Annotated in this window: 19 protein-coding genes and 1 tRNA gene; 13 read left to right on the top strand and 7 right to left on the bottom strand. The window is 67.6% G+C overall.

Annotation, left to right across the window (positions count from 1 at the left end):
* Positions 1 to 137 precede the first annotated feature (137 nt).
* The 7 genes from LRH25_RS22095 to LRH25_RS22065 are packed head-to-tail and all read left to right on the top strand — an operon-like array spanning position 138 to position 7119.
* Positions 138 to 911 carry an RDD family protein gene (locus tag LRH25_RS22095; protein WP_231012226.1) on the top strand — a complete coding sequence of 258 codons (774 nt, stop codon included), beginning with the start codon at positions 138 to 140 and terminating at the stop codon, positions 909 to 911.
* Positions 908 to 1927 carry a stage II sporulation protein M gene (locus LRH25_RS22090; RefSeq protein ID WP_231012224.1) on the top strand — a complete coding sequence of 340 codons (1020 nt, stop codon included), beginning with the start codon at positions 908 to 910 and terminating at the stop codon, positions 1925 to 1927. The genes LRH25_RS22095 and LRH25_RS22090 overlap by 4 nt, the downstream gene beginning before the upstream one ends.
* Positions 1917 to 2639 (top strand): hypothetical protein, encoded by a 723-nt coding sequence (locus tag LRH25_RS22085; RefSeq protein WP_141291968.1) that lies wholly within the window; start codon positions 1917 to 1919, stop codon positions 2637 to 2639. The genes LRH25_RS22090 and LRH25_RS22085 overlap by 11 nt, the downstream gene beginning before the upstream one ends.
* Complete coding sequence (locus tag LRH25_RS22080) at positions 2623 to 3405, top strand: DUF4129 domain-containing protein (RefSeq protein ID WP_231012223.1); 783 nt, start codon at positions 2623 to 2625, stop codon at positions 3403 to 3405. Before LRH25_RS22085 ends, LRH25_RS22080 begins: the two co-directional genes overlap by 17 nt.
* A complete protein-coding gene (locus LRH25_RS22075) occupies positions 3402 to 4751 on the top strand; it encodes a DUF4350 domain-containing protein (RefSeq protein WP_231012222.1) in 1350 nt (449 codons plus the stop codon). The genes LRH25_RS22080 and LRH25_RS22075 overlap by 4 nt, the downstream gene beginning before the upstream one ends.
* Positions 4748 to 5716: an AAA family ATPase gene (locus LRH25_RS22070; RefSeq protein ID WP_231012221.1), complete on the top strand. Its 969-nt coding sequence runs from the start codon at positions 4748 to 4750 to the stop codon at positions 5714 to 5716. Before LRH25_RS22075 ends, LRH25_RS22070 begins: the two co-directional genes overlap by 4 nt.
* The gene (locus LRH25_RS22065) at positions 5683 to 7119 is read left to right on the top strand and encodes a DUF58 domain-containing protein (RefSeq protein WP_231012220.1); all 1437 of its coding nucleotides are present in this window, start codon (positions 5683 to 5685) and stop codon (positions 7117 to 7119) included. The genes LRH25_RS22070 and LRH25_RS22065 overlap by 34 nt, the downstream gene beginning before the upstream one ends.
* 98 nt (positions 7120 to 7217) lie before the next feature.
* Here the strand turns inward: LRH25_RS22065 and LRH25_RS22060 are convergent, their stop codons facing one another.
* Both LRH25_RS22060 and LRH25_RS22055 read right to left on the bottom strand, forming a co-directional pair.
* The gene (locus tag LRH25_RS22060) at positions 7218 to 7655 is read right to left on the bottom strand and encodes a type II toxin-antitoxin system PemK/MazF family toxin (protein WP_141286763.1); all 438 of its coding nucleotides are present in this window, start codon (positions 7653 to 7655) and stop codon (positions 7218 to 7220) included.
* Between the two features lie 3 nt (positions 7656 to 7658).
* Positions 7659 to 7916 carry a type II toxin-antitoxin system Phd/YefM family antitoxin gene (locus LRH25_RS22055; protein ID WP_141286764.1) on the bottom strand — a complete coding sequence of 86 codons (258 nt, stop codon included), beginning with the start codon at positions 7914 to 7916 and terminating at the stop codon, positions 7659 to 7661.
* A gap of 295 nt (positions 7917 to 8211) precedes the next feature.
* Here LRH25_RS22055 and LRH25_RS22050 point away from each other — a divergent pair, with 295 nt between their 5' ends.
* Positions 8212 to 9273: a hypothetical protein gene (locus tag LRH25_RS22050; RefSeq protein ID WP_231012219.1), complete on the top strand. Its 1062-nt coding sequence runs from the start codon at positions 8212 to 8214 to the stop codon at positions 9271 to 9273.
* Between the two features lie 45 nt (positions 9274 to 9318).
* Here LRH25_RS22050 and LRH25_RS22045 read toward each other — a convergent pair whose 3' ends face one another.
* Entirely contained in the window at positions 9319 to 10662 is a 1344-nt protein-coding gene (locus LRH25_RS22045; protein WP_231012218.1) for a S41 family peptidase, read from the bottom strand.
* Between the two features lie 289 nt (positions 10663 to 10951).
* Here LRH25_RS22045 and LRH25_RS22040 point away from each other — a divergent pair, with 289 nt between their 5' ends.
* The gene (locus LRH25_RS22040; RefSeq protein ID WP_141286767.1) at positions 10952 to 13795 is read left to right on the top strand and encodes a valine--tRNA ligase; all 2844 of its coding nucleotides are present in this window, start codon (positions 10952 to 10954) and stop codon (positions 13793 to 13795) included.
* Between the two features lie 161 nt (positions 13796 to 13956).
* Positions 13957 to 14823: a UTP--glucose-1-phosphate uridylyltransferase GalU gene (gene galU, locus LRH25_RS22035; RefSeq protein ID WP_141286768.1), complete on the top strand. Its 867-nt coding sequence runs from the start codon at positions 13957 to 13959 to the stop codon at positions 14821 to 14823.
* Between the two features lie 190 nt (positions 14824 to 15013).
* On the opposite strand, the gene LRH25_RS22030 is transcribed toward galU, so the two are convergent.
* Genes LRH25_RS22030 through cysM form a run of 3 tightly spaced genes read right to left on the bottom strand, consistent with a single transcriptional unit; the run spans position 15014 to position 16718 of the window.
* Positions 15014 to 15241: a sulfurtransferase TusA family protein gene (locus LRH25_RS22030; protein ID WP_141286769.1), complete on the bottom strand. Its 228-nt coding sequence runs from the start codon at positions 15239 to 15241 to the stop codon at positions 15014 to 15016.
* Between the two features lie 26 nt (positions 15242 to 15267).
* Positions 15268 to 15816 carry an NUDIX hydrolase gene (locus LRH25_RS22025; protein WP_141286770.1) on the bottom strand — a complete coding sequence of 183 codons (549 nt, stop codon included), beginning with the start codon at positions 15814 to 15816 and terminating at the stop codon, positions 15268 to 15270.
* Complete coding sequence (gene cysM / locus LRH25_RS22020; protein WP_141286771.1) at positions 15813 to 16718, bottom strand: cysteine synthase CysM; 906 nt, start codon at positions 16716 to 16718, stop codon at positions 15813 to 15815. The genes LRH25_RS22025 and cysM overlap by 4 nt, the downstream gene beginning before the upstream one ends.
* 137 nt (positions 16719 to 16855) lie before the next feature.
* Here cysM and LRH25_RS22015 point away from each other — a divergent pair.
* Positions 16856 to 16940: transfer RNA gene (locus tag LRH25_RS22015), tRNA-Leu, on the top strand.
* A 52-nt stretch (positions 16941 to 16992) separates the two neighbouring features.
* On the opposite strand, the gene LRH25_RS22010 is transcribed toward LRH25_RS22015, so the two are convergent.
* Positions 16993 to 17580: an Isoquinoline 1-oxidoreductase subunit gene (locus tag LRH25_RS22010; protein ID WP_141286772.1), complete on the bottom strand. Its 588-nt coding sequence runs from the start codon at positions 17578 to 17580 to the stop codon at positions 16993 to 16995.
* 102 nt (positions 17581 to 17682) lie between these two features.
* Here LRH25_RS22010 and LRH25_RS22005 point away from each other — a divergent pair, with 102 nt between their 5' ends.
* Both LRH25_RS22005 and LRH25_RS22000 read left to right on the top strand, forming a co-directional pair.
* Complete coding sequence (locus LRH25_RS22005; RefSeq protein ID WP_141286773.1) at positions 17683 to 18144, top strand: (2Fe-2S)-binding protein; 462 nt, start codon at positions 17683 to 17685, stop codon at positions 18142 to 18144.
* 14 nt (positions 18145 to 18158) lie between these two features.
* Positions 18159 to 20426, top strand: a complete 2268-nt coding sequence (locus tag LRH25_RS22000) for a xanthine dehydrogenase family protein molybdopterin-binding subunit (RefSeq protein ID WP_231012217.1) — start codon at positions 18159 to 18161, stop codon at positions 20424 to 20426.
* The last annotated feature ends 30 nt before the right edge of the window (positions 20427 to 20456 follow it).

Raw genomic sequence — 20456 nt, 5'->3', positions numbered from 1 at the left:
GCCTCCGACGAAGAGCGGTAGCGGCAAGCTTTGAGGGAGGGATCGCATGAGCAGCATCGACGGGAACAATCCTTTTGCGCCACAGCAAGCGGCGGGTCTGATCGTCGACACCTTTGTCGTCCAGGACTGAGACCCCCGTGCCTGCTGCCCCCGTGCTGCTGGACACGCTGCATCAGGTCGAAACGCCCGAGGGCATCACGCTGGCGCTGCGGCCGGCGGGCTTGCCGGCGCGCGGGCAGGCCTATGTCATCGACCTGCTGATCCGCATGGTGGTGATGGGCACGCTGGCGGCCCTGCTGGCCGCGCTGAAAGGCTTCGGCACCGGGCTGTGGCTGGCCACGGCCTTCCTGGTCGAGTGGTTCTACCCGGTGCTGTTCGAGCTGATGCCGGGTGCCGCCACGCCGGGCAAGCGCATCGTCGGCCTGCAGGTGCTGATGGACAGCGGCCTGCCGGTCACCGCGGGCGCCTCGGTGCTGCGCAACCTGTTGCGGGCGGTCGATTTCCTGCCGATGGCCTACTTCGCGGGCTGCATCTCGATGCTGCTGCGGCGCGACTTCCGCCGCCTGGGTGACCTGGTGGCCGGCACGCTGGTGGTCTATGCACCGGCCGCGCTGAACACCCAGGCCACTGTGGCGGGACCGGCACTGCCGCCGGCCCGACCGCTGACGGTGGCGCAACAGACCGCCGTGCTGCACCTGGCCGAGCGCCAGCGCCGGCTGACACCGCAACGCCTGGACGAACTTGCCCAGCGACTGGCACCCTGGCTGCCGCTGGATCCGCACCCGACCCAGGCCATGTCGGCTGGCGAACGCCTGCTGGCGCTGTCGCGCTGGTTGTTGGGCCAACGCGAAGCAGCACCTGCCAGCCCGTCCACACCGCCGACGGGCGACATGCGGGCCGGCATGCGATGACACCTTTCGACTTCGAGCAGGCCCACCAGGCCGACTGGCGAGCGCTGGAGCAGCAGCTTCAGGCAGCCCAGCGCGGCCGCCGCAAGGTCAAGCGCGGCGAGTTCGCCACCGAGACCGAAAGCTTCGACGCGGCGCGGCTGGCCATGCTGTACCGCCGCAGCTGCGAGCACCTGGCGCTGGCGCGCAGCCGCAGCTACCCGATTGGCCGCATCCAGATGCTGGAGTCGCTGACGCAACGCGCGCACCAGCTGATCTACCGGCCCAGCGGCGGCGGCTGGGGCGCCTTGCGCACGATGCTGCGCGACGCGGTGCCCGCAGCAGTGCGCCACCACCGCCGCCACCTGCTGCTGGCCACGCTGGCCTTTGCGCTGCCGCTGCTGGCCATGCTGGCCGCCACGCGCTGGATGCCCGAGCTGGTGCTGACGGTGATGGACGCCGGCCAGACCCAGCAGTACGAGCAGATGTACGCGCCCGATGCCCAGCACGTGGGCCGGCTGCGCAGCGCGGGGGACGACGTGACCATGTTCGGCTTCTACATCGGCCACAACATCGGCATTGCGTTCAAGTGCTTCGCCAGCGGGCTGCTGCTGGGCCTGGGCAGCCTGTTCTACCTGCTGAGCAATGGCGCGCAGATCGGTGCCGTGGCCGGCTATGTCACGGCCATCGGCCACGGCGGGCAGTTCTGGCCATTTGTCGCCACGCATTCGGCCTTCGAATTGACAGCCATCGTGATCTCGGGCGCAGCAGGATTGCGGCTCGGCCAGGCCGCGCTGATGCCTGGCCGGCTGCCGCGCGGCGCCGCGCTGGCCCAGGCCGGCCGAGACACCTTGCCGCTGGTGGCCGCCACCATCGTGCTGCTGCTGCTGGCCGCAGCCACCGAGGCCTTCTGGTCCAGCGCGGCCTGGGTGCAGCCGGGCGTGAAGTACACCGCAGCGGCACTGTGCTGGCCGCTGGTGATGGCCTACCTCGCCGGCCGCTTCGGTGCCCGCCCGATGCAGGACCCGCATGCAGACTGAGCAACTGCAACTGGCGCTGCGTCCGCGGCCGGCCATGGAGGCGCTGGACCTGGGCCTGCGCCTGACGCAGCAGCACATGCGCCTGCTGTTGCGGTTGTATGCACCCATCGCCGCGGTGGTCGGCGGGCTGTGCCTGCTGGGCCTCCTGGTCTCGCCGTGGCTGCCCGGCCTGTTGCTGGTGCTGCTGCAACCCTGGCTGGACCGGGTGCTGCTGCAGGTCTTCTCGCGCGCCGTCTTCGGCCTGCCCAGCCGGCTGGCCGACGTGTTGAACGGCCCGCTGCTGTTTCGCCCTTCGCTGCTGCCGGGCCTGCTGGTGGCGGCCTTCTCGCCCTGGCGCGCTTTCACGCAGCCGGTCGCGCAGCTCGAAGGCCTGAAGGGCGACGCCGCGCGCCAGCGCCGCAAGCGCCTGCTGAACGGCCAGCACGGTCGGGCGATCACGGCGCAGCTGAGCTGGGGCGTGCTGACCTACTGGCTGCTGCTGGGCCTGCTGTGGCTGCTGTTCTCGCTGAACCCGTTCAGCGGCAGCGACAACCCGATGCTGCGGATGGGCCGGGACAGCGCCGAGCCGGTCATCGCGGTGCTGCAGGTGCTGGTCTCGCTGCTGCTGGAGGCGCCGTTTGTCGCCGGCGGCTTCATGATGTACCTCAATCGCCGGGTCGAGCTGGAGTCCTGGGACGTGGAACAGGAGCTGCGCCATGCGTTTGCGCATTGAGGCCGTGGGCCTCGCTGGCCTGCTGGCCTGCGGAGGCGTTCAGGCGCAGCCGGCACCACCCTCTCCTGCGGCCTCCGCACCCACCGTCACGCTGGCCACGGTGCGCGCTGCCACCGAGGCGATGAACCGCGATCCGCTGCTGCATGCCGAGGAAACCCGGCGCACGCTGAAGTTCGACTGGGAATCGAAACCCAAGAAGCAGGACAAGCCATCGCCTGCACCGGACTGGTTGATCACCCTGGCCGAATGGCTGGCCGGCGCCGGCCGCCTGCTGGCCTGGGCGGGCGGGCTGCTGTTGGTGGCGCTGGCCTGCGTGCTCGGCTGGCGGCTGTGGCAACGCAGCATGCCGACGCTGGCTGCTGCGCCAGTGGCGCCGAGCCACGTCGGTAGCCTGGACATCCGGCCCGAGAGCCTGCCCGAACCGCTTGGCCAGGCTGCAGCCGCGCTGTGGCACCAGGGCGATGCGCGTGCGGCGCTGGCACTGCTCTACCGCGGCGTGCTGTCCCGTCTGGTGCACCGGCACGGCGTGGCCATCGTCGCGGCCAGCACCGAAGCCGAGTGCCTGGCGCTGGCCTCGGAGCGCTTGTCGCCCACCGCCATCGAGGCCTTGCGGCAGCTGATCGACGCCTGGCTGGAGATCGGCTACGCGCACCGGCGGCCCGACGAGGCCCGCGTGCTGGACCTCTGCGCCCGTTTCGACGCGCTGTTCGGTGCCGGCCTCGCAGCCCAGGCCGCTGGCGGTGCACTGCGGGCGGCCACGGCATGAGTTCCATGTTGCGCCGGAGCCTGCCATGGCTGCTGCTGCTTGCCGTGCTGCTGGGCGCCGGTGCGCTGCTGGTGCGCTACACCAGGTGGGAAGAAAAACGCGTGCCGCTGCCGCCTCAGGGCGAAGCCGAAACCGACCGCCACTACCAGTTGCGCCACTGGCTGGCCAAGCAGGGCGTGACGCTGCAGACACCGAGCGAACTCGGCACCTTGCCGCCGGTGACCGACACGCTGGTCCTCACCTCGCCGCTGTGGGACGTGCGCCAGTCGCGCGAGCAGGACCTGAAGCGCTGGGTCGAGGCGGGCGGCCACCTGGTGCTGTTCCCCAACACCGACGAAGCGATGCTGAAGCTCAACCCGCTGGGCATTGAAGAGACCAGCGAATGGCAGCTGCAGCGGGAACAACGCAAGGCCGAGGCCAAGGCGCGCGCCGCTGCGTCCGGCCACGCCGCGCCGCCGGAAAAGTCGGACGAAGACGAGGACGATGAAGACGACGAGGAAGACACCGCCCCTGCCACGCCTGCTTCCGGCCCCGCACTGCCGCGCGTTCCGCCGCCACCGAAATGCGACTGGACGGCCAAGGACGCCGGTGCGCAGCCGTTTTTTGCGGAACTGCCGATCTACCAGCTCTGCCGCTCGCCCAGCACCGTTTTCAAGAGCCGCGACCTGCCTGCCTGGGGCGTTCGCGACGAGTTGGGCTGGCGCGCGCTGCGCCTGCCCCTGGGCCGCGGGGAGCTGACGCTGTCCGCCTGGTACCCCAACCTGGACAACCCGGACCTGATGAAGCATGACCACGCACCGCTGCTGGCCGCAATGCTGAAGCTGCGGCCCGGCCGCCAGGTCTGGCTGATGGGCTCGGCCAGCCTGCCGACGCTGCCAAGCTGGCTCTGGCAGCAAGCCGCACCGGTGCTGCTGCTGGCACTGGCGGCGCTGGTGCTCTCGCTGTGGCGCGCGCTGCCGCGCTTCGGTCCGCTGCGCCGGCCACCACCGGACCGGCGCCGTTCGCTGGCCGAACAGGTGCGCGGCAGCGCCAGCTTCCTGCTGCAACACCGCGCCGAGGCGCTGCACACCGCGCAGTGCCGCGCGCTGGCCGAAGCCGCACGCAAGCTCGCGCCAAGCGCCTCGGCCAGCAGCGCGCTGCCCGACCCCGTCACGCTGGCACTGGCCACCGGCCTGTCGGCCTCGGCCCTGGGCAAGGCCATCGCGCCTGCGCAACGCAATACCCGCCGGCTGGCACAAGACCTGATGCTGCTCGAAACCGCCCGCCGGCAACTGATCAGCCTCGCGGCCAAGGGCCACACGGCGCCAGCCCCTCTTCAAGATTCCCCGCAGAAAGCAAGCCCATGAGCCTGGACACCGAAACCCTGCAGCAGGCGCGCGCCGACCTGACGCTGCTGCACACCGAAGTCAGCAAGGCCCTGGTCGGCCAGGGTGCGGCCATCGAGCAGACGCTGATCGCGCTGCTGGCCTGCGGCCACGTGCTGCTGGAAGGCGTGCCCGGCCTGGGCAAGACGCTGCTGGCGCGCGCGCTGGGCAAGGCCTTGTCGCTGGATTTCGCCCGCGTGCAGTTCACGCCGGACCTGATGCCCTCGGACATCACCGGCCAGGCCGTGCTGGACGAGGGCAAGCTGCGCCTGCGCCGCGGCCCGGTGTTCACCAACCTGCTGCTGGCCGACGAAATCAACCGCGCGCCGGCCAAGACCCAGAGCGCGCTGCTGGAGGTGATGCAGGAAGGCCAGGTCACCGTCGAAGGCAAGAGCCTGGCGCTGCCGCAGCCCTTCATGGTGCTGGCCACGCAAAACCCGGTCGATTCCGAAGGCACCTACCTGCTGCCCGAAGCCCAGCGTGACCGTTTCCTGCTGAAGATCGACATCGGCTACCCGAGCGCGACCGACGAGGTTGCGGTGCTGCGCCGCGCCACCCAGGACCAGGCCGGCGACGCGCTGCCGCTGCAGAACCTGCGCCCCTGCCTGACCCGCGAGCGCGTGCATGCGCTGCAGGCGCTGGTGGTTGCCGTGGCAGTGGACGACGCGGCGCTGGACTACGCCGTGCGCATCGTGCGCGGCACGCGCGACCTGCCGGGCCTGAGCATGGGCGCAGGCTCGCGCGGCGCGATTGCGCTGGTGCGCATTGCCCGCGCCGCCGCGCTGCTGGCGGGCCGCGACCATGTGGTGCCGGACGACGTGAAGCGCCACGCGGTGGCCGCGCTGCGCCACCGCGTTCAGCTCTCGGCCGATGCGCAACTGGACGGCCTGCAGGTGGACGACCTGCTGGCTGAATGGCTGAACCGCGTCGAGGCGCCGCGCCGGTGAACCTGCCGCCCTCGCCCTTGCCCTCGCCCGCTGGTGGCACGCAGCCGCGGCTGCGCTGGCTGCCGGGTCAGCGCGCGCCGTGGGCCTGGCTGGCGCTGGCCGCTGCGGCGGCGCTGGCACGCCTGGCCGGGTTGCAGGGCCAGGCCCTGGCGCTGGCCGCAGGCGGCGTCGCCCTGCTGCTGCTGGGCTGGATGGTGCTGGACGGCTGGCAGGCGCAGCGCGCACTGCGCCGGCACCCGGTCAAGCTCAGCCGCCGCGTGCCGCGCGCGCTGGCGCTGGGTGTGGCGCAGACCGTGCAGCTGCACCTGGGCCACCAGGGACCGGTGAACTGGCAGGCGGAAGTGTTCGACGGCATCGACCCTGGCTTCGACGCCCAGGGCCTTCCGGCCCGGCTGCCCTTGGCTGCAGGCAAGGTGCAGACGCTGGACTACCAGCTCGTGCCGCGCCACCGCGGCGCGGCCACCTTGGGCCGCACCCAGCTGCGGCTGCGCTCGTCCGGCGGCTGGTGGACGCTGGCCTTCGAGCTGGGCGAAGAGGCGCCGCTGAAGGTCTTCCCGAATTTCGCAGCACTGGCCCGCTACGCCTGGCTGGCCAGCGACCAGCGGCTGGCCGAAATCGGCGTGCGCAGCGCCGCCAAGCGCGGGCTGGGCAGCGACTTCCGCCAGCTGGCCGACTACCAGCCCGGCGACCCGGTGCGCCACATCGACTGGAAAGCCACCCAGCGCCGCGGCAAGCCCGTGGTGCGTCAGTACCAGGACGAGCGCGACCAGCGCGTGGTCTTCCTGCTGGACTGCGGCCGCCGCCTGCGCGCCGACGACCGCACCGGCGCCCACCAGGCGCAGCATTTCGACCATGTGCTCAACGCACTGGTGCTGACCGCCCACGTGGCGCTGAAGGCCGGCGACGAAGTCGGCCTGATGACTTTCGCCCACGCTCCAGGCCAGGCCCGCCGCCTCGCGCCGCGCAAGGGCCAGGCCGCGCTGGACGGCCTGCTGGCCGCACTGCACGACCTCGAACCCAGCACCGAACACCCCGACTACCAGGAAGCCGCCCGCGCGCTGATGCGCGCCATGCCGCGCCGCGCCCTGGTCGTGCTGCTGACTCACTTCCGCGATGAAGACGGCGGCGAACTCGCCCCGGCGCTGCGCCTGCTGCGCAGCCGCCACATCACCGTGGTCGCCAACCTGAGAGAACCGATGCTGGCCGAACTCGCCAGCCAGTCACTCAACGGCCAACAAGCCGTCGCCGAAGTGGCCACCGCCCACGCCTTCGAACAAGCCCGACGCGACGCGCTGCGCCGCCTGCCCGACCCGCAGGGCCTGAGCCTGGACGTGCCCCCCGCCGAACTCGCCAGCGCACTGGTCAGCCGCTACCTGACGGTCAAGCGCAAGCAACTGCTCTGACCGCGCTGTGCTTTCGCCGGCAGGACAAAGGGCCGAGATCCGCATGGACAACGCCGCGGCATGAGCGCAAGGCCCAGCGGGCGACCGCCAGCCCCGTCTTATTCCGTCCTGGGAATCGAGCGAGCCTGCCGTGCTTTGATCAGGTCGATGAAGCGCAGCCGGATCGCTTCAAACAGCCCATGTGGCAACAGCCCATGAGCCAAGCTGTCGGGGTTGCCTGGCGTGGTCGGCCGTAAGTCCGGACCCGGCCAGATGAACCGATTGGCCTCGGTCAGCACGACCCAGGAACGCTCGCCGTCCAGCCCAAGACGCCGTTTGGTATCGGGCGGGATCTCGATGGCAAGGGCAAGGTCGGTCGGCGATGCATGGGTGATCGGCAACACCGTCACCACCTTGTTGCCTTCCTCGCCCGTCGTCACCAGGATGACCGCGCAGGGGCGGTCTTTGACGCCTTCTTCCTGACCGCGCGCATGTTCGGTCGACCAGAGGTAGCTGTAGCGGATGACGAGGCCGGGGACCGGGGCGGGAAAGGCCATGCGTCAAGCGCCCAACTCACCGTCGAAGCCCTTGGCTGCCTCCGGCGCGCGCACCGCTTCAAGCGCCGCCAGGTCAGCGGCAGTGAAATCGTCAAGGGCCATGACCTGGCGATCCCGGCGCTTCAGGCGGTGGTACTCCTCCGCCGAGATCAACACCGTGCGCTCACGCCCGTGATGCGTGACCGCCACGCCCTGGGTCAGTGCCACGTCCTGGTAACGCGCAATGTTCCGCTGGAACTCTGACGAGGTGACTTTGAGCATGTCTGTGCGATGAATTTCGGAAAATACGAATTATACGGAAAATCGCATTCCGCAAGCTCTGTGTGGTGTCACCTTGGGCTTGCAGTCCACCAGGCGGTCGACTTCGCTCCCCTCGTCATCAAGCTCAGCCGCTACCGGACAGCCAAGAGCGAGCAACTGCTGCGCCCGGCAAGGTGGCATGCCGTGAGGCTGCAACACGCCTGTCGCATTGCACCGGCAGCATGCCAACTCCGCAGAGACTGCCCGGAATGCCCGTGTCACGGGATCCTGCACCTCTTGCTTGCCACCGCATGCCATGGACGCCGCTTCCAAGCCAAAACTCTTTTTTCACATCGGCCAGACGAAAACTGGCTCGACTTCCTTGCAGGCGTTCATGCACGCCAACCGCGACGCACTGCAGTGGCGAGGGCTTTTCTACCCTGCATCACCTCCCGGCGACCGGCACATCCTCAAGCAGCGCTTCCTGTTTGACAGCGTGGATCAGGCTGCCAAGGGCTCAGGCGGCGCGGAGTTCGTCTGGACCCGGCTCGCCGAACAGATCGTGCAGCGCGACGCGCCGATCAACGTCATCAGCGAAGAAGTCTTCTGGCACTTGTTCGAAGACCGACCGCAACGCCGGCGCACTGCCGTGCAGTGGATGGCCAAACAGCTGGCGCACTGCGACGTGCACATCGTTTGCTACCTGCGGCGCCAGAGTGACTGGGTGGAATCCTGGTTCAACCAGATCGTCAAGACCGACGTCAGCCAGACCTCGCGCCTGTCCTTCGAGGACTTCATCGCGCGGCAGGAACGACTGGGCGTGATGGACTATCAGCAAATGCTGGCAGTGTGGGCCGAAGCGTTTGGCGCGGACCGGGTGATCGTGCGTCCCTGGGAACGGGGCAAGCTGCTGCGCGGCAACATCGTCGATGACTTCTGCGACTTGGTGGGCCTGAAGGACATGGACGATCTCAAACGCCCCGAAGACCAGCAAAGCAGCCTCAGCGCAACGGCGCTCGAAGCCATGCTGTCATTCAACCGACAACCGACCGCGGCTGCGCACAAGCTGAAATTCACCGAAGCTTTTCGCGATGAGCTCGCGAAAGGCAGCGACAAGCGTTTTCTGCTGAGCGCCGAGCAGGCCGCCGAAATCGACGCAAGGTACGCTGAAAGCAACCAGCAAGTGGCCCGCAGCTTTTGCCACACCGACAGCCTGTTCAGTCCGCCTGCCGAGGAAGCCAGACAGCTCTTCTCCGGTCTGACGGTCAACGAACTGCTCGATGTGGTGACGCGACTGTTCGTGGCCCAGCAGCGCTCGATGGATGCGCTGAGCTGCCGGCTGGACGAGCTGGAAAGTCGGGCCAGCTCGTCCGCCTGAAATTGAACCAGGCGCCAGCCGCGAGCGGATGACGCGTGAGATCGCTCACTTCGCGTACATGCCACCCCGCTCGCCTGGCTCGTGCCACAGCGGCTTGCTGTTCAGCGGACGCTGGCTCAGCAAACCGCGGCGGGCGTTGGATGGCGACGGGCTGGCGCTGGCGGCCGGGCAGCCGCCGCCGTCGGCATACTGGCTGGCGGCAACGACCAGCGGGTCGGTCGACGAGCCAATCGGTTGGCTGAAGTCTTCGGCCACCGGACAGGTGGCGGCCAGGCCGTTGAAGTAGCGGCCCTGGTTCAGCGAGTTGGTGCTCTCGAAGGTCACCGGGCTCCAGACGTTGCCGCAGCCATCGTCCTGCGCGGTGAAACCGACCGGCTTGCCGCAGGTGGCATCGCCAATGGTGACCACGTCAACGAATGGCTTCAGGCCGTTGACGACCTGCTCGGAGGCCGAGCAGGTGCGCGGGCCGGTCAGCACATAGACCCGCGACAGGCCCAGCGCATTGGCCCAGTTGGTGAACTTGAAGCTCTGGTTGTTGCTGGCGGCGCGCTTGTCGTTGAAGTACAGATTGGCAAAGGTCTGGCCACTGGTGGTCTGGGCCGCCGCACCCGCGGGGTAGGAGGCCAGGTTGGCCGCCACTGAAACCAGGCCGCCGCCGTTGTAGCGCAGGTCGATCACCACGTCCTGCACGCCCGCGCTGCGGAACTGGCCAAAGGCGGTGTCCATCGGCGAGTTGGCCTGGGTGATCATGTCCTTGACCATCATGTAGCCCATCTTGCGGCCACCCGGTGTGGTGACGATGGACGTGCCCTGCACCGGCTGCAGGTTGTAGACGGCGGAATACAGCGTCAACGTGGTGTCGCCTGCCGTCGTGTGCAGGCCCAGCGTCACGGCGGTGTTGGTGGCCGTGGGGCTCAGCGCGTCGTAGTTGTTGGCCGAGATCAGCGTCGAGGCCGGCTGGCCGTTGACGGTGGTGATCTGGTCACCACGCTGCAGGCCGGCCACGGCCGCGGGTGAGCCGGGTTCGACGTAGCGCACCAGCAGCGGCAGCGTCGGCTGGCCGGTGACTTCCAGACCGTTGACGCCAATGCCGTAACCCATGGTGGCGCCGTCGCCAAAGAAGCGGTTGTAGTCTTCCGTGCTGGTGACGTAGCTCCAGCGGTCGGCCGGGAAGGTCGCGTCGCCGGTGGACAGCAGCGCGTAGAAATAGTCGTACTCGGACGAGTAGGCCGCGGGGTCGGGGTTCGGATTGGTGGCGTACCAGAAGTACCAATCGTCCATGTAGCTGCCAACCCAGTATTTCTGGTCCGACAGCGAGCAGGTCGCCCCCGGCGGCAGGTCGTCCCCGCCACCGCCGCAGCCTGCCAGCAGCACCGCGACCGAGGCCATCGCAGCGCCTGCCCAAGGTCGCCAGCGCGAGCGGGAGGCGCCGGTGCGAGTTGCGCCGCTGGCGCCCTCTGGTTGTTCTTGATGCGTTGGCAAGGATTGCCCTGCGCGCCAGGGTGCACGCACCCCCGCCCAAACTTGTGCCATGTCCCACTCCCGGGCGCGAGCAAGCTCTCGCCCTTACCGGGTAGGCCGCCAGCCGGCCACCCTACAATTCCGTTTAACTCCGCTTCTTTGCAGAGCGTTGACACAAAGCTTGTGTCCGCTTGTTGCACGCACCTCGCTTCCGCCCATGACCGAACTCGCCAAATCCTTCGAACCCACTGCCATCGAAGCCCGCTGGGCGCCGCTGTGGGAGCAATCTGGCGTCTACGAGCCCAGCCTGGACCCGGCCAAGCCGTCCTTCTGCATCCAGCTGCCGCCGCCTAACGTGACCGGCACGCTGCACATGGGCCACGCGTTCAACCAGACCATCATGGACTCGCTGACCCGCGTGCACCGCATGCGCGGCTTCAACACGCTGTGGGTGCCCGGCACCGACCACGCCGGCATCGCCACGCAGATCGTCGTCGAGCGCCAGTTGCAGGAGCAAGGCGCGAGCCGCCATGACCTGGGCCGAAAGAATTTCGTCGCCAAGGTCTGGGAATGGAAGGAGAAAAGCGGCTCCACCATCACCAACCAGATGCGCCGCATGGGCGACTCGGTGAGCTGGCAGCACGAGTACTTCACGATGGACGACAAGCTGTCCAGGGTCGTGACCGACACCTTCGTGAAGCTGCACGAGGAGGGCCTGATCTACCGCGGCAAGCGCCTGGTCAGCTGGGACCCGATCCTGAAGTCCGCGGTGTCGGACCTGGAAGTGGAAAGCGAAGAGGAAGACGGCTCGCTGTGGCACATCCGCTACCCCATCGAAGGCAGCGATGAATCGCTGGTCGTGGCCACCACCCGGCCCGAGACCATGCTGGGCGACACCGCGGTGATGGTGCACCCGGAAGACGAGCGCTACAGCCACCTTATTGGCAAGCAGGTGCGCCTGCCCATCACCGGCCGCCTGGTGCCGGTGATTGCCGACGACTACGTGGACAAGGCCTTCGGCACCGGCGTGGTCAAGGTCACGCCTGCCCATGACCAGAACGACTACCAAGTCGGCCTGCGCCATGGCCTGCCGATGCTGACCATCTTCACGCTGGACGCGAAGGTCAACGACGAAGCCCCGGAGGACTACCGCGGCCTGGACCGCTTCGTTGCCCGCAAGAAGATCGTCGCGCAGCTGGAGGCCGAGGGCCTGCTGGTCGAGGTCAAGAAGCACAAGCTGATGGTGCCGCGTTGCGCACGCACCGGCGCGGTCATCGAGCCGATGCTGACGGACCAGTGGTTCATCGCGATGAGCAAGGCCGGCCACAACGGCAAGAGCATCGCGGACGAGGCGATCGAAGCCGTCGAATCGGGCGACGTGAAGTTCGTGCCCGAGAACTGGGTCAACACCTACAACCAGTGGATGAAGAACATCCAGGACTGGTGCATCTCGCGCCAGCTGTGGTGGGGCCACCAGATCCCGGCCTGGTACGGCGACAACGGTGAATTGTTCGTCGCCCGCAGCGAGGAAGACGCACGCGCCAAGGCCACGGCTGCCGGCTACACCGGCCCGCTGCGCCGCGACGAGGACGTGCTGGACACCTGGTATTCATCAGCCATGGTGCCCTTCTCCACGCTGGGCTGGCCAGAGCAGACCATCGAGCAGGACCTGTTCCTGCCGAGCAGCGTGCTGGTGACAGGCTACGACATCATCTTCTTCTGGGTCGCCCGGATGATCATGATGACCAAGCACTTCACCGGCAAGGTGCCGTTCAGGCATGTGTACATCCACGGCCTGGTGCTGGACGCGCAGGGCAAGAAGATGTCCAAGTCCGAAGGCAATGTGCTGGACCCTGTGGACCTGATCGACGGGATCGAACTGGCGCCACTGCTGGACAAGCGCACCACCGGCCTGCGCAAGCCCGAGACCGCGCCCAAGGTGCGCAAGGCCACCGAAAAGGAATTCCCGGAAGGCATCCCTGGCTACGGCGCCGACGCGCTTCGCTTCACCTTCGCGGCCATGGCCACGCTGGGCCGCAGTGTCAATTTCGACAGCAAGCGTTGCGAGGGTTACCGCAATTTTTGCAACAAGCTGTGGAACGCGACCAAGTTCGTGCTGATGAACTGCGAGGGCCAGGACAACGGCCTGAAGGAGCACACCAAGGCCGAGTGCGCGCCTGGCGGCCCGGCGCATGGCTACTTGGCCTTCAGCCAGGCCGACCGCTGGATCACCAGCGAGCTGCAGCGCGTGGAGGCGGCGGTCGCCCAGGGCTTCGATGAATACCGGCTGGACAACGTGGCCAACGCGATCTACCAGTTCGTGTGGGACTCGTATTGCGACTGGTACCTGGAGATTGCCAAGGTGCAGATCCAGACGGGCAGCGAAGCCCAGCAGCGCGCCACCCGCCGCACGCTGGTCCGTGTGCTGGAAACCGTGCTGCGCCTGCTGCACCCGGTCACGCCTTTCATCACCGCCGAGCTGTGGGACACGGTTGCCGTGGTGGCCGGCCGCAAGGCGGCGGACGATGGCCGCAGCATCGTCACCGCACCCTACCCGGTCGCGCAGCTGGAACGCATTGACCCGGCTGCCGACGCCTGGGTGGTCAAACTGAAAGAATTTGTCAGCGCCTGTCGCACGCTGCGCAGCGAGATGAACCTGTCGCCCAGCGACCGGGTGCCGCTGGTGACGATTGGCGACGACGCGTTCATCGCGGAAGCCGCTCAGGTGTTGAAGGCACTGGCCAAGCTCAGCGAAGTGCAGGTCATGGCCGACGAGGCTGCGTTTGCCGCGGCGACCGAGATGGCGCCGGTGCTGGTGCTGGGCGCGGCCCGGCTGGCGCTGAAGGTCGAGATCGACGTGGCAGCCGAGCGTGAACGCCTGAGCAAGGAGATCAAGCGCATCGAAGGCGAAGTCGAGAAGGCCGAAATCAAGCTTGGCAACGAGAGCTTCGTCTCCCGTGCGCCGGAAGCCGTGGTGGCCCAGATGCGCGAACGGCTGGAAGGTTTCGGCCGCTCGCTGGACAGCCTGCGCGGCCAACTGGGCAAGCTGCCACCGGCCTGAAAGATTGTCTTCAAGCCCTGGAATGCAGCGAGGCACGGAGGCTGCTTAGGCAAGCAAAGTGATGGATCAAAATCGCTGAGCGCAGAAGCTTCAGTGTTGCCTTGTCACCATCGCTGCACTTTTTTGTGTCATCGTTGTCGCATTAATCAATAGGGAGTTCCATGAAGATCAACAAGGCCATTTTCCCGGTCGCCGGCCTGGGCACCCGCTTTCTTCCCGCCACCAAGGCGCAGCCCAAGGAAATGCTGCCGGTGGTCGACAAACCGCTGATCCAGTACGCGGTGGAAGAGGCCTATGCCGCCGGCATCCGCCAGATGATTTTTGTCAACGGCCGCAACAAGCGCGCCATCCCGGACCACTTCGACACCGCTTACGAACTGGAGTCGGAGCTGGAAGCGTCGGGCAAGAAAGAGCTGCTGGCGATGGTGCACAGCATCAAGCCGGACGACATGGAGTGCATCTACATCCGCCAACCCAAGGCCCTGGGCCTGGGCCACGCGGTGTTGTGTGCGCAGTGCGTGGTCGTCAACGAGCCGTTTGCGGTGCTGCTGGCCGATGACCTGATGGTCGGCAAGCCACCCATCCTCAAGCAGATGGTCGACCAGTTCACCGAGTGGCAAGCCTCCATCCTGGCGGTGCAGGAAGTGAAGCCGGAGCACACCAGGCGCTACGGCATCGTCGCAGGCACGCCGGTCAACGACCGCATGATGGACCTGACCCACATGGTGGAAAAGCCATCGCCGGAAGAAGCGCCTTCCAACCTGGGTGTGGCCGGCCGCTACATCCTCACGCCTGGCGTGTTCCGCGAGATTGCCAACCAGCCGCGCGGCGTGGGCGGCGAGATCCAGTTGACCGACGGCATTGCCGCGCTGATGCGCCGCGAGAAGGTGTTTGCCTACCGCTACGACGGCAAGCGCTACGACTGCGGTTCCAAGGAAGGCTTCCTGGAAGCCAACGTCGAACTCGCACTGGCTCACCCGCAACTGGGCGCCGGCTTCCGCGAGTACCTGAAGGCGCTGGACATCTAAAACTTCGTCCCGTGCCCGCTACGCGCCCGCCTCCCGGCGGGCGTTTTCATTTCAGTTCACGGCATTGCCAAGCGGCACCAGCGGCGCAGCGCCCGAACCCACCCCAGCGGCGCCCCAGGATCCGGCTCGGCCGGTCCTGCAGGCGCGCCCCCTTGAGGGGGCCGGCGAAGCCGGTAGGGGGTGTTCCAATTCAGCGCCGGCGCAGCCAGTGCACGAAGTGATCGTTGACGGTTTCCTGGCCGACCAGCTCGTGGCCGGTCTGGCGGGCGAAGGCCTGGAAGTCGCGGCTGGAGCCGGGGTCGGTCGCCACCACCTTCAGCACCTGGCCGCTGAGCATGTCGGCCAGCGCCTTCTTGGTCTTCAGGATGGGCAGCGGGCAGCTCAGGCCGCTGGTGTCGAGTTCCTTGTCAGGTTGCATGAGAAGCGTTTTCCTGCGGATGAAATTCAGGTGGCGCTGGGCGCCGCCGACGGTAGCTCGATGAAGCGCGGCTCAATGCCCTTGCTGCGCAGCCAGGTGGCCAGCGCGTAGCCGGTGCCCGCAGGCCAGCAGACCACGTCAACCGGTTCGAACATCCGGTATTCGGCCAGCTCGGGCGATAGCCGCACCTCGCCATGTGCTACCACATGGTAGGCGATGATGACCTGGTTCATGCGCTGGAAATCCCAGACGCCCAGCAGGTTCACCGAGGTGGCGGTGAGCGAGGTTTCTTCCAGCACTTCGCGCGTTATGCCGTCTTCCGGCGATTCGCCCGCCTCCATGAAGCCGGTGATCAGCGCAAACATCTTGTGCGTCCAGGCCGCATTGCGCGCCAGCAGGACCTTGCCGCCCTGGTCACTGCACTCGACCACCGCCGCCAAAACGGGCGTCGGGTTGTTCCAATGGGTGAAGTCGCAGGCCGGGCAGCGCAGGCGCTCGGTCGGCCCGCTGTCTTCCATGCGCTCGATCATTGCCAGCGGCGTGGCGCATTGCGGACAGAACTTGAAGGTGCTCATGCGGGAAAGACTCCCGTCGACAGGTACCGGTCGCCCCGGTCGCAGACCACGAACACGATGGTCGCGTTCTCCAACGTGCGCGCCAGCTGCAGCGCCACCCAGCAGGCGCCTGCCGCCGAGATGCCGGCGAACAGGCCTTCCTCGGCCGCCAGCCGGCGTGCCATGTCTTCTGCATCGGCCTGGCTGACGTAGACCAGCTCGTCCACCGCACTCGGGTCGTAGATCTTCGGCAGGTAGGCTTCCGGCCATTTGCGGATGCCGGGAATGCGCGAGCCTTCCGAAGGCTGGGCGCCGACGATGCGCACCGCCGGGTTCTGTTCCTTCAGGTAGCGCGACACGCCGGTGATGGTGCCTGTCGTGCCCATCGCGCTGACGAAATGGGTGATGCCGCCGTCCGTGTCGGTCCAGATCTCGGGGCCGGTGGTCTCGTAGTGCACCGCCGGGTTGTCGGCATTGGCGAACTGGTCCAGCACCCGGCCCTTGCCGTCCTTCTGCATCTGCTCGGCCAGGTCGCGGGCCCATTCCATGCCACCGGACTTGGGCGTCAGGATCAGCTCGGCGCCAAAGGCCTTCATGGTCTGCGCACGTTCGATCGACAGGTCCTCCGGCATGATCAGCAGCATGCGGTAGCCCTTGATCGCTGCGGCCATCGCCAGCGCAATGCCGGTGTTGCCCGAGGTGGCCTCGATCAGCGTGTCGCCCGGCTTGATCTCGCCGCGCTGCTCGGCCCGGCGGATCATGTTGATCGCCGGCCTGTCCTTGACCGAGCCGGCCGGGTTGTTGCCCTCCAGCTTGCCCAGGATCACATTGCCACGGGCGGCCAGCTCGGCGCCAGGCAGGCGTTGCAGTCGCACCAGCGGGGTGTGGCCAATCGCGTCTTCCAGGGTCTTGTAGTTGGGCATGGGCACGGCTTGTCAGGAGTTGCGGCTCATTATCGCGGCGGCCTCAAGTCCGTGCGTTGGTCATGTCATAATCGCGCTCCACGTGCAGCGACTCACCGCCTTCTCAAGGCCGGCACACAGCGCTGATCACACACCTTGCCCGGGTGGCGAAATCGGTAGACGCAAGGGATTCAAAATCCCTCGCCGCAAGGCGTGTCGGTTCGAGTCCGACCTCGGGCACCATCCCCTCGCGGGATACTTCTCTCCCCTTCTCACTTCCGCAGCTGCTGGCGCTTCAAGACGCCGGGCAGAACGCGCCAGTGTCGATCCAGGCCTTGATCAACGCGCCCAGCTGTTCCTGCGTGCCAGGCGCAGGTTCGCGCGTACCGCCGGGCGCCCAGGCCCAGCCCACCAGGCCATCGCTCGCCATGTGTTCCTGGATGGCCGGCAGCGACTTGCCGCCGTTGCGCCGCTTGTCCTTGATCTGCACGCAGATCTGCGCCAGGGTCTTGCCCTGCCAGGCCATCGAGCCTGGCGCGAGGTGCCACAGCGGATTGCCCGGGAAACCGCCCGGCTCCACATTCGCTGCCTGGTGGCAGGCCGTGCAGCGCATGCCGACAGCGCCCTTGTCGTCCTTGCCGCGCACCACCAGCGGCAGGTGCGGATGCAGGTCCATGCCCTGGGTCGGCCGGTCACCGTTGGGGTGGCAGTTCAGGCAGCGTGGATGCTGGAGCACCTTGCCAGCTTCGAGGAAGAGCTCGCGCGAACGCTGGGCCGGGTCGCTGGTCGAAGCGAAACTCTCCGGGGTACGCAGATCCGCAGCCCAACTGGCGGCGGCTGCAGCGGCGCAAAGCGCGAAAACACAGGTCCGGATGACGGGCATCGCTTCTCCCCATTTTCTCGACGCACGAGCATACTCCGCAGGCGGCGCGCTTGGGGCAACGCTGAACAATCACGCATTTCACTGAACTCACAGGAGGTCTGGATGTCGGTTGAACTCAACGTCAATGGCCGGGTGCACGCACTCGATGTCGACCCCGAGACGCCGCTGCTTTGGGTGCTGCGCGAGGACATCGGCCTGACCGGCACCAAGTACGGCTGCGGCGTGGCCCAGTGCGGCGCCTGCACCGTCCATGCCGATGGCGAAACCCTGCGCTCCTGCACCGCACCGGTCTCGTGGATCAGCAACCGCAAGATCACCACCATCGAAGGCCTGTCGTCCAAGGCCGCAAAGGCGGTGCAGAAGGCCTGGGTCGAGCTGGACGTGGTGCAGTGCGGCTACTGCCAGTCGGGCCAGATCATGTCGGCCGCGGCACTGCTGGAGAAGAACCCGAAGCCGACCGACCGCGACATCGACCTCGCGATGAGCGGCAACATCTGCCGATGTGCGACCTACCAGCGCATCCGCGCCGCCATCCACGCGGCCTCGCGCCAGCTCACGGCCTGAACGGGAGACCCACCATGCACCCGATGATGCTTGCCATGCAGGCCCGGCGCGAGTCGCTGCAGTCGCTGCTGTTCCCGGAAGCCGAAGCTGCGCCAGCCGGCGCTGCGCCGCTCACCCGCCGCACGCTGCTCAAGAGTGCTGCGGGTGGCGGACTGCTGATCAGCATCGGCAGCCTCGCGCCCTCATTGGCACAGGCCGCGGCGCCAAGCCCGGAAGGCGTTGCCACCGGCCCACTGGCCCCGAATGCCTTCGTGCGCGTGGGCACCGACAACCTGGTCACCATCGTCTGCAAGCACCACGAGATGGGCCAGGGCAACACCACCGGCCTGGCCTCGCTGGTGGCTGACGAACTGGACGCCGACTGGACCCTGGTGCGCACCGAATACGCGCCGTCCAACCCCAAGCTCTACAACAACCTGGCCTTTGGCGACATGCAGGGCACCGGCGGCTCCTCGGCGATTGCCAACGCCTACCTGCAGATGCGCAACGCAGGGGCTGCTGCACGGCAGATGCTGGTTGCTGCAGCGGCCCAGGCCTGGAACGTGCCACCCGCGGAAATCAGGACCCGCCGAAACGTGCTGAGCCACGCCTCTGGCAAACACGCCACCTACGGCGAGATGGCCGAAGCGGCCAGTCGCATGCCGGTGCCCGACAAGCCGGTGCTGAAGACGCCCGCGCAGTTCACGATGATCGGCAAGGAGAACGCCACGCCGCGGGTCGACTCGCCTTCGAAGTGCGACGGCACGGCGGTCTACACCATCGACCTGAAGCTGCCCGGCCTGTTGACCGCGGTGATCGCCTGGCCTCCCTCGTTCGGCGCCACGCTGAAGTCCTTCGACGCCACCGAGGCGCTGAAGGTGGCCGGCGTGATCGACGTGGTGCAGGTGCCCGAAGGCGTGGCCGTGGTTGCCACGCGCACCTGGGCCGCGATGCAGGGCAGGCGCGCACTGAAGCTGGAATGGGACGAATCGGCCGGCAATGCACTGGACACCGATGCGCTGCTGACGCAGTACAAGCAGCAGGCCACGCAGCCCGGGGGCACCGTCTTCGCCAAGCCCGAAGCCAATGCAGCGACGCAGGCCGGCCCGGCGGTGAACACCATCAGCGCCACCTACGAGTTCCCGTTCCTGGCCCACGCGACCATGGAGCCGATGAACTGCGTGGCCTGGCTGCACGACGGCATGCTGGAAACCTGGTCCGGCCACCAGTTCCCGACCTTCGACCACATGTTCGCCGCCAAGGCCGCGGGCCTGCCGATGGAGAAGGTCAAGCTGCACACCCTCGTCTCGGGCGGCAGCTTCGGCCGCCGCGCGAATGCCTACAGCGACTTCACCGTGGCTGCCGTCAACGTGGCCAAGGCCATCAATGGACGCGCCCCGGTTCGGCTGCAATACACCCGCGAGGACGACATGGCCTCGGGCTTGTACCGGCCCATGTACGTGCACCAGGTGCAGGTCGGGCTGGACGCCAAGGGCCGGGTGGCAGACTGGCAGCACCAGATCGTTGGCCAGTCCATCATGGCCGGCACCGCGATGGCGGTGATGATCAAGGACGGGATCGACTCCACCTCGGTCGAAGGCGTGGCGCCCAGCGCGTACAAGCTGCCGATGATGAAAGGCGCGCTGCACACCACCACGCTGAGCGTGAGGCCGCTGTGGTGGCGCTCGGTGGGCAACACCCACACCGCCTACGTCATGGAAACCATGATGGACGAACTGGCCGCCGCCGCAGGGCGCGACCCGCTCGCCTTCCGGCTGGCCTTGCTGGAACCCGGCGGCCGCGCAGCCGGCGTGCTGCAACTGGCGGCGCAGAAGGCCGGCTGGGGCAAGACCATGCCCAAGGGCAGCGCGCAAGGCCTGGCGGTGCACGAATCCTTCGGCTCCTACGTGGCCCAGGTGGCCGATGTCTCGCTGAAGAACGGCAAGCTGAAGGTGGACCGCGTCGTCTGCGCGGTGGACTGCGGCGTGGCGGTCAACCCGGACGTGATCCGCGCGCAGATGGAAGGCTGCATCGGCTTTGCGCTGGGCGCGCTGTACTACAGCGAGGTGGAAATGAAGCAGGGCCGTGTAGCACAGCGCAACTTCGACCGCTACAAGGCCTTGCGCATCTACGAGATGCCGCGCGTCGAAGTGCACATCCTGGCCAGCACCGCCGAGCCCACAGGCGTGGGCGAGCCTGGCGTGCCACCGCTGGCGCCGGCCGTTGCCAACGCGCTGGCGCGCCTGGGCGGCCCGCGCGTGCGCCGCTTGCCCATGAGCCGCTCAGGGCTGGTCGAAGCCTGAAGCCTGGCCCGGGCCGCCGCACCCTGCCAA

The organism is Ideonella azotifigens, from assembly GCF_021043325.1.
Taxonomy (GTDB): domain Bacteria; phylum Pseudomonadota; class Gammaproteobacteria; order Burkholderiales; family Burkholderiaceae_C; genus Ideonella; species Ideonella azotifigens.
This window is presented reverse-complemented; position numbering and strand designations above follow the sequence as displayed.

Excerpts from the sequence above, each read along its gene's own strand:
- LRH25_RS22050 (WP_231012219.1), top strand. The coding sequence starts at position 8,212 with ATGGACGCCGCTTCCAAGCCAAAACTCTTTTTTCACATCGGCCAGACG.
- LRH25_RS22005 (WP_141286773.1), top strand. The coding sequence starts at position 17,683 with ATGTCGGTTGAACTCAACGTCAATGGCCGGGTGCACGCACTCGATGTC.
- cysM (WP_141286771.1), bottom strand. The coding sequence starts at position 16,718 with ATGCCCAACTACAAGACCCTGGAAGACGCGATTGGCCACACCCCGCTG.
- LRH25_RS22080 (WP_231012223.1), top strand. The coding sequence starts at position 2,623 with ATGCGTTTGCGCATTGAGGCCGTGGGCCTCGCTGGCCTGCTGGCCTGC.
- LRH25_RS22065 (WP_231012220.1), top strand. The coding sequence starts at position 5,683 with ATGGCTGAACCGCGTCGAGGCGCCGCGCCGGTGAACCTGCCGCCCTCG.
- LRH25_RS22085 (WP_141291968.1), top strand. The coding sequence starts at position 1,917 with ATGCAGACTGAGCAACTGCAACTGGCGCTGCGTCCGCGGCCGGCCATG.
- LRH25_RS22040 (WP_141286767.1), top strand. The coding sequence starts at position 10,952 with ATGACCGAACTCGCCAAATCCTTCGAACCCACTGCCATCGAAGCCCGC.
- galU (WP_141286768.1), top strand. The coding sequence starts at position 13,957 with ATGAAGATCAACAAGGCCATTTTCCCGGTCGCCGGCCTGGGCACCCGC.
- LRH25_RS22070 (WP_231012221.1), top strand. The coding sequence starts at position 4,748 with ATGAGCCTGGACACCGAAACCCTGCAGCAGGCGCGCGCCGACCTGACG.
- LRH25_RS22055 (WP_141286764.1), bottom strand. The coding sequence starts at position 7,916 with ATGCTCAAAGTCACCTCGTCAGAGTTCCAGCGGAACATTGCGCGTTAC.
- LRH25_RS22075 (WP_231012222.1), top strand. The coding sequence starts at position 3,402 with ATGAGTTCCATGTTGCGCCGGAGCCTGCCATGGCTGCTGCTGCTTGCC.
- LRH25_RS22025 (WP_141286770.1), bottom strand. The coding sequence starts at position 15,816 with ATGAGCACCTTCAAGTTCTGTCCGCAATGCGCCACGCCGCTGGCAATG.
- LRH25_RS22000 (WP_231012217.1), top strand. The coding sequence starts at position 18,159 with ATGCACCCGATGATGCTTGCCATGCAGGCCCGGCGCGAGTCGCTGCAG.
- LRH25_RS22010 (WP_141286772.1), bottom strand. The coding sequence starts at position 17,580 with ATGCCCGTCATCCGGACCTGTGTTTTCGCGCTTTGCGCCGCTGCAGCC.
- LRH25_RS22045 (WP_231012218.1), bottom strand. The coding sequence starts at position 10,662 with ATGGCCTCGGTCGCGGTGCTGCTGGCAGGCTGCGGCGGTGGCGGGGAC.
- LRH25_RS22030 (WP_141286769.1), bottom strand. The coding sequence starts at position 15,241 with ATGCAACCTGACAAGGAACTCGACACCAGCGGCCTGAGCTGCCCGCTG.
- LRH25_RS22060 (WP_141286763.1), bottom strand. The coding sequence starts at position 7,655 with ATGGCCTTTCCCGCCCCGGTCCCCGGCCTCGTCATCCGCTACAGCTAC.
- LRH25_RS22090 (WP_231012224.1), top strand. The coding sequence starts at position 908 with ATGACACCTTTCGACTTCGAGCAGGCCCACCAGGCCGACTGGCGAGCG.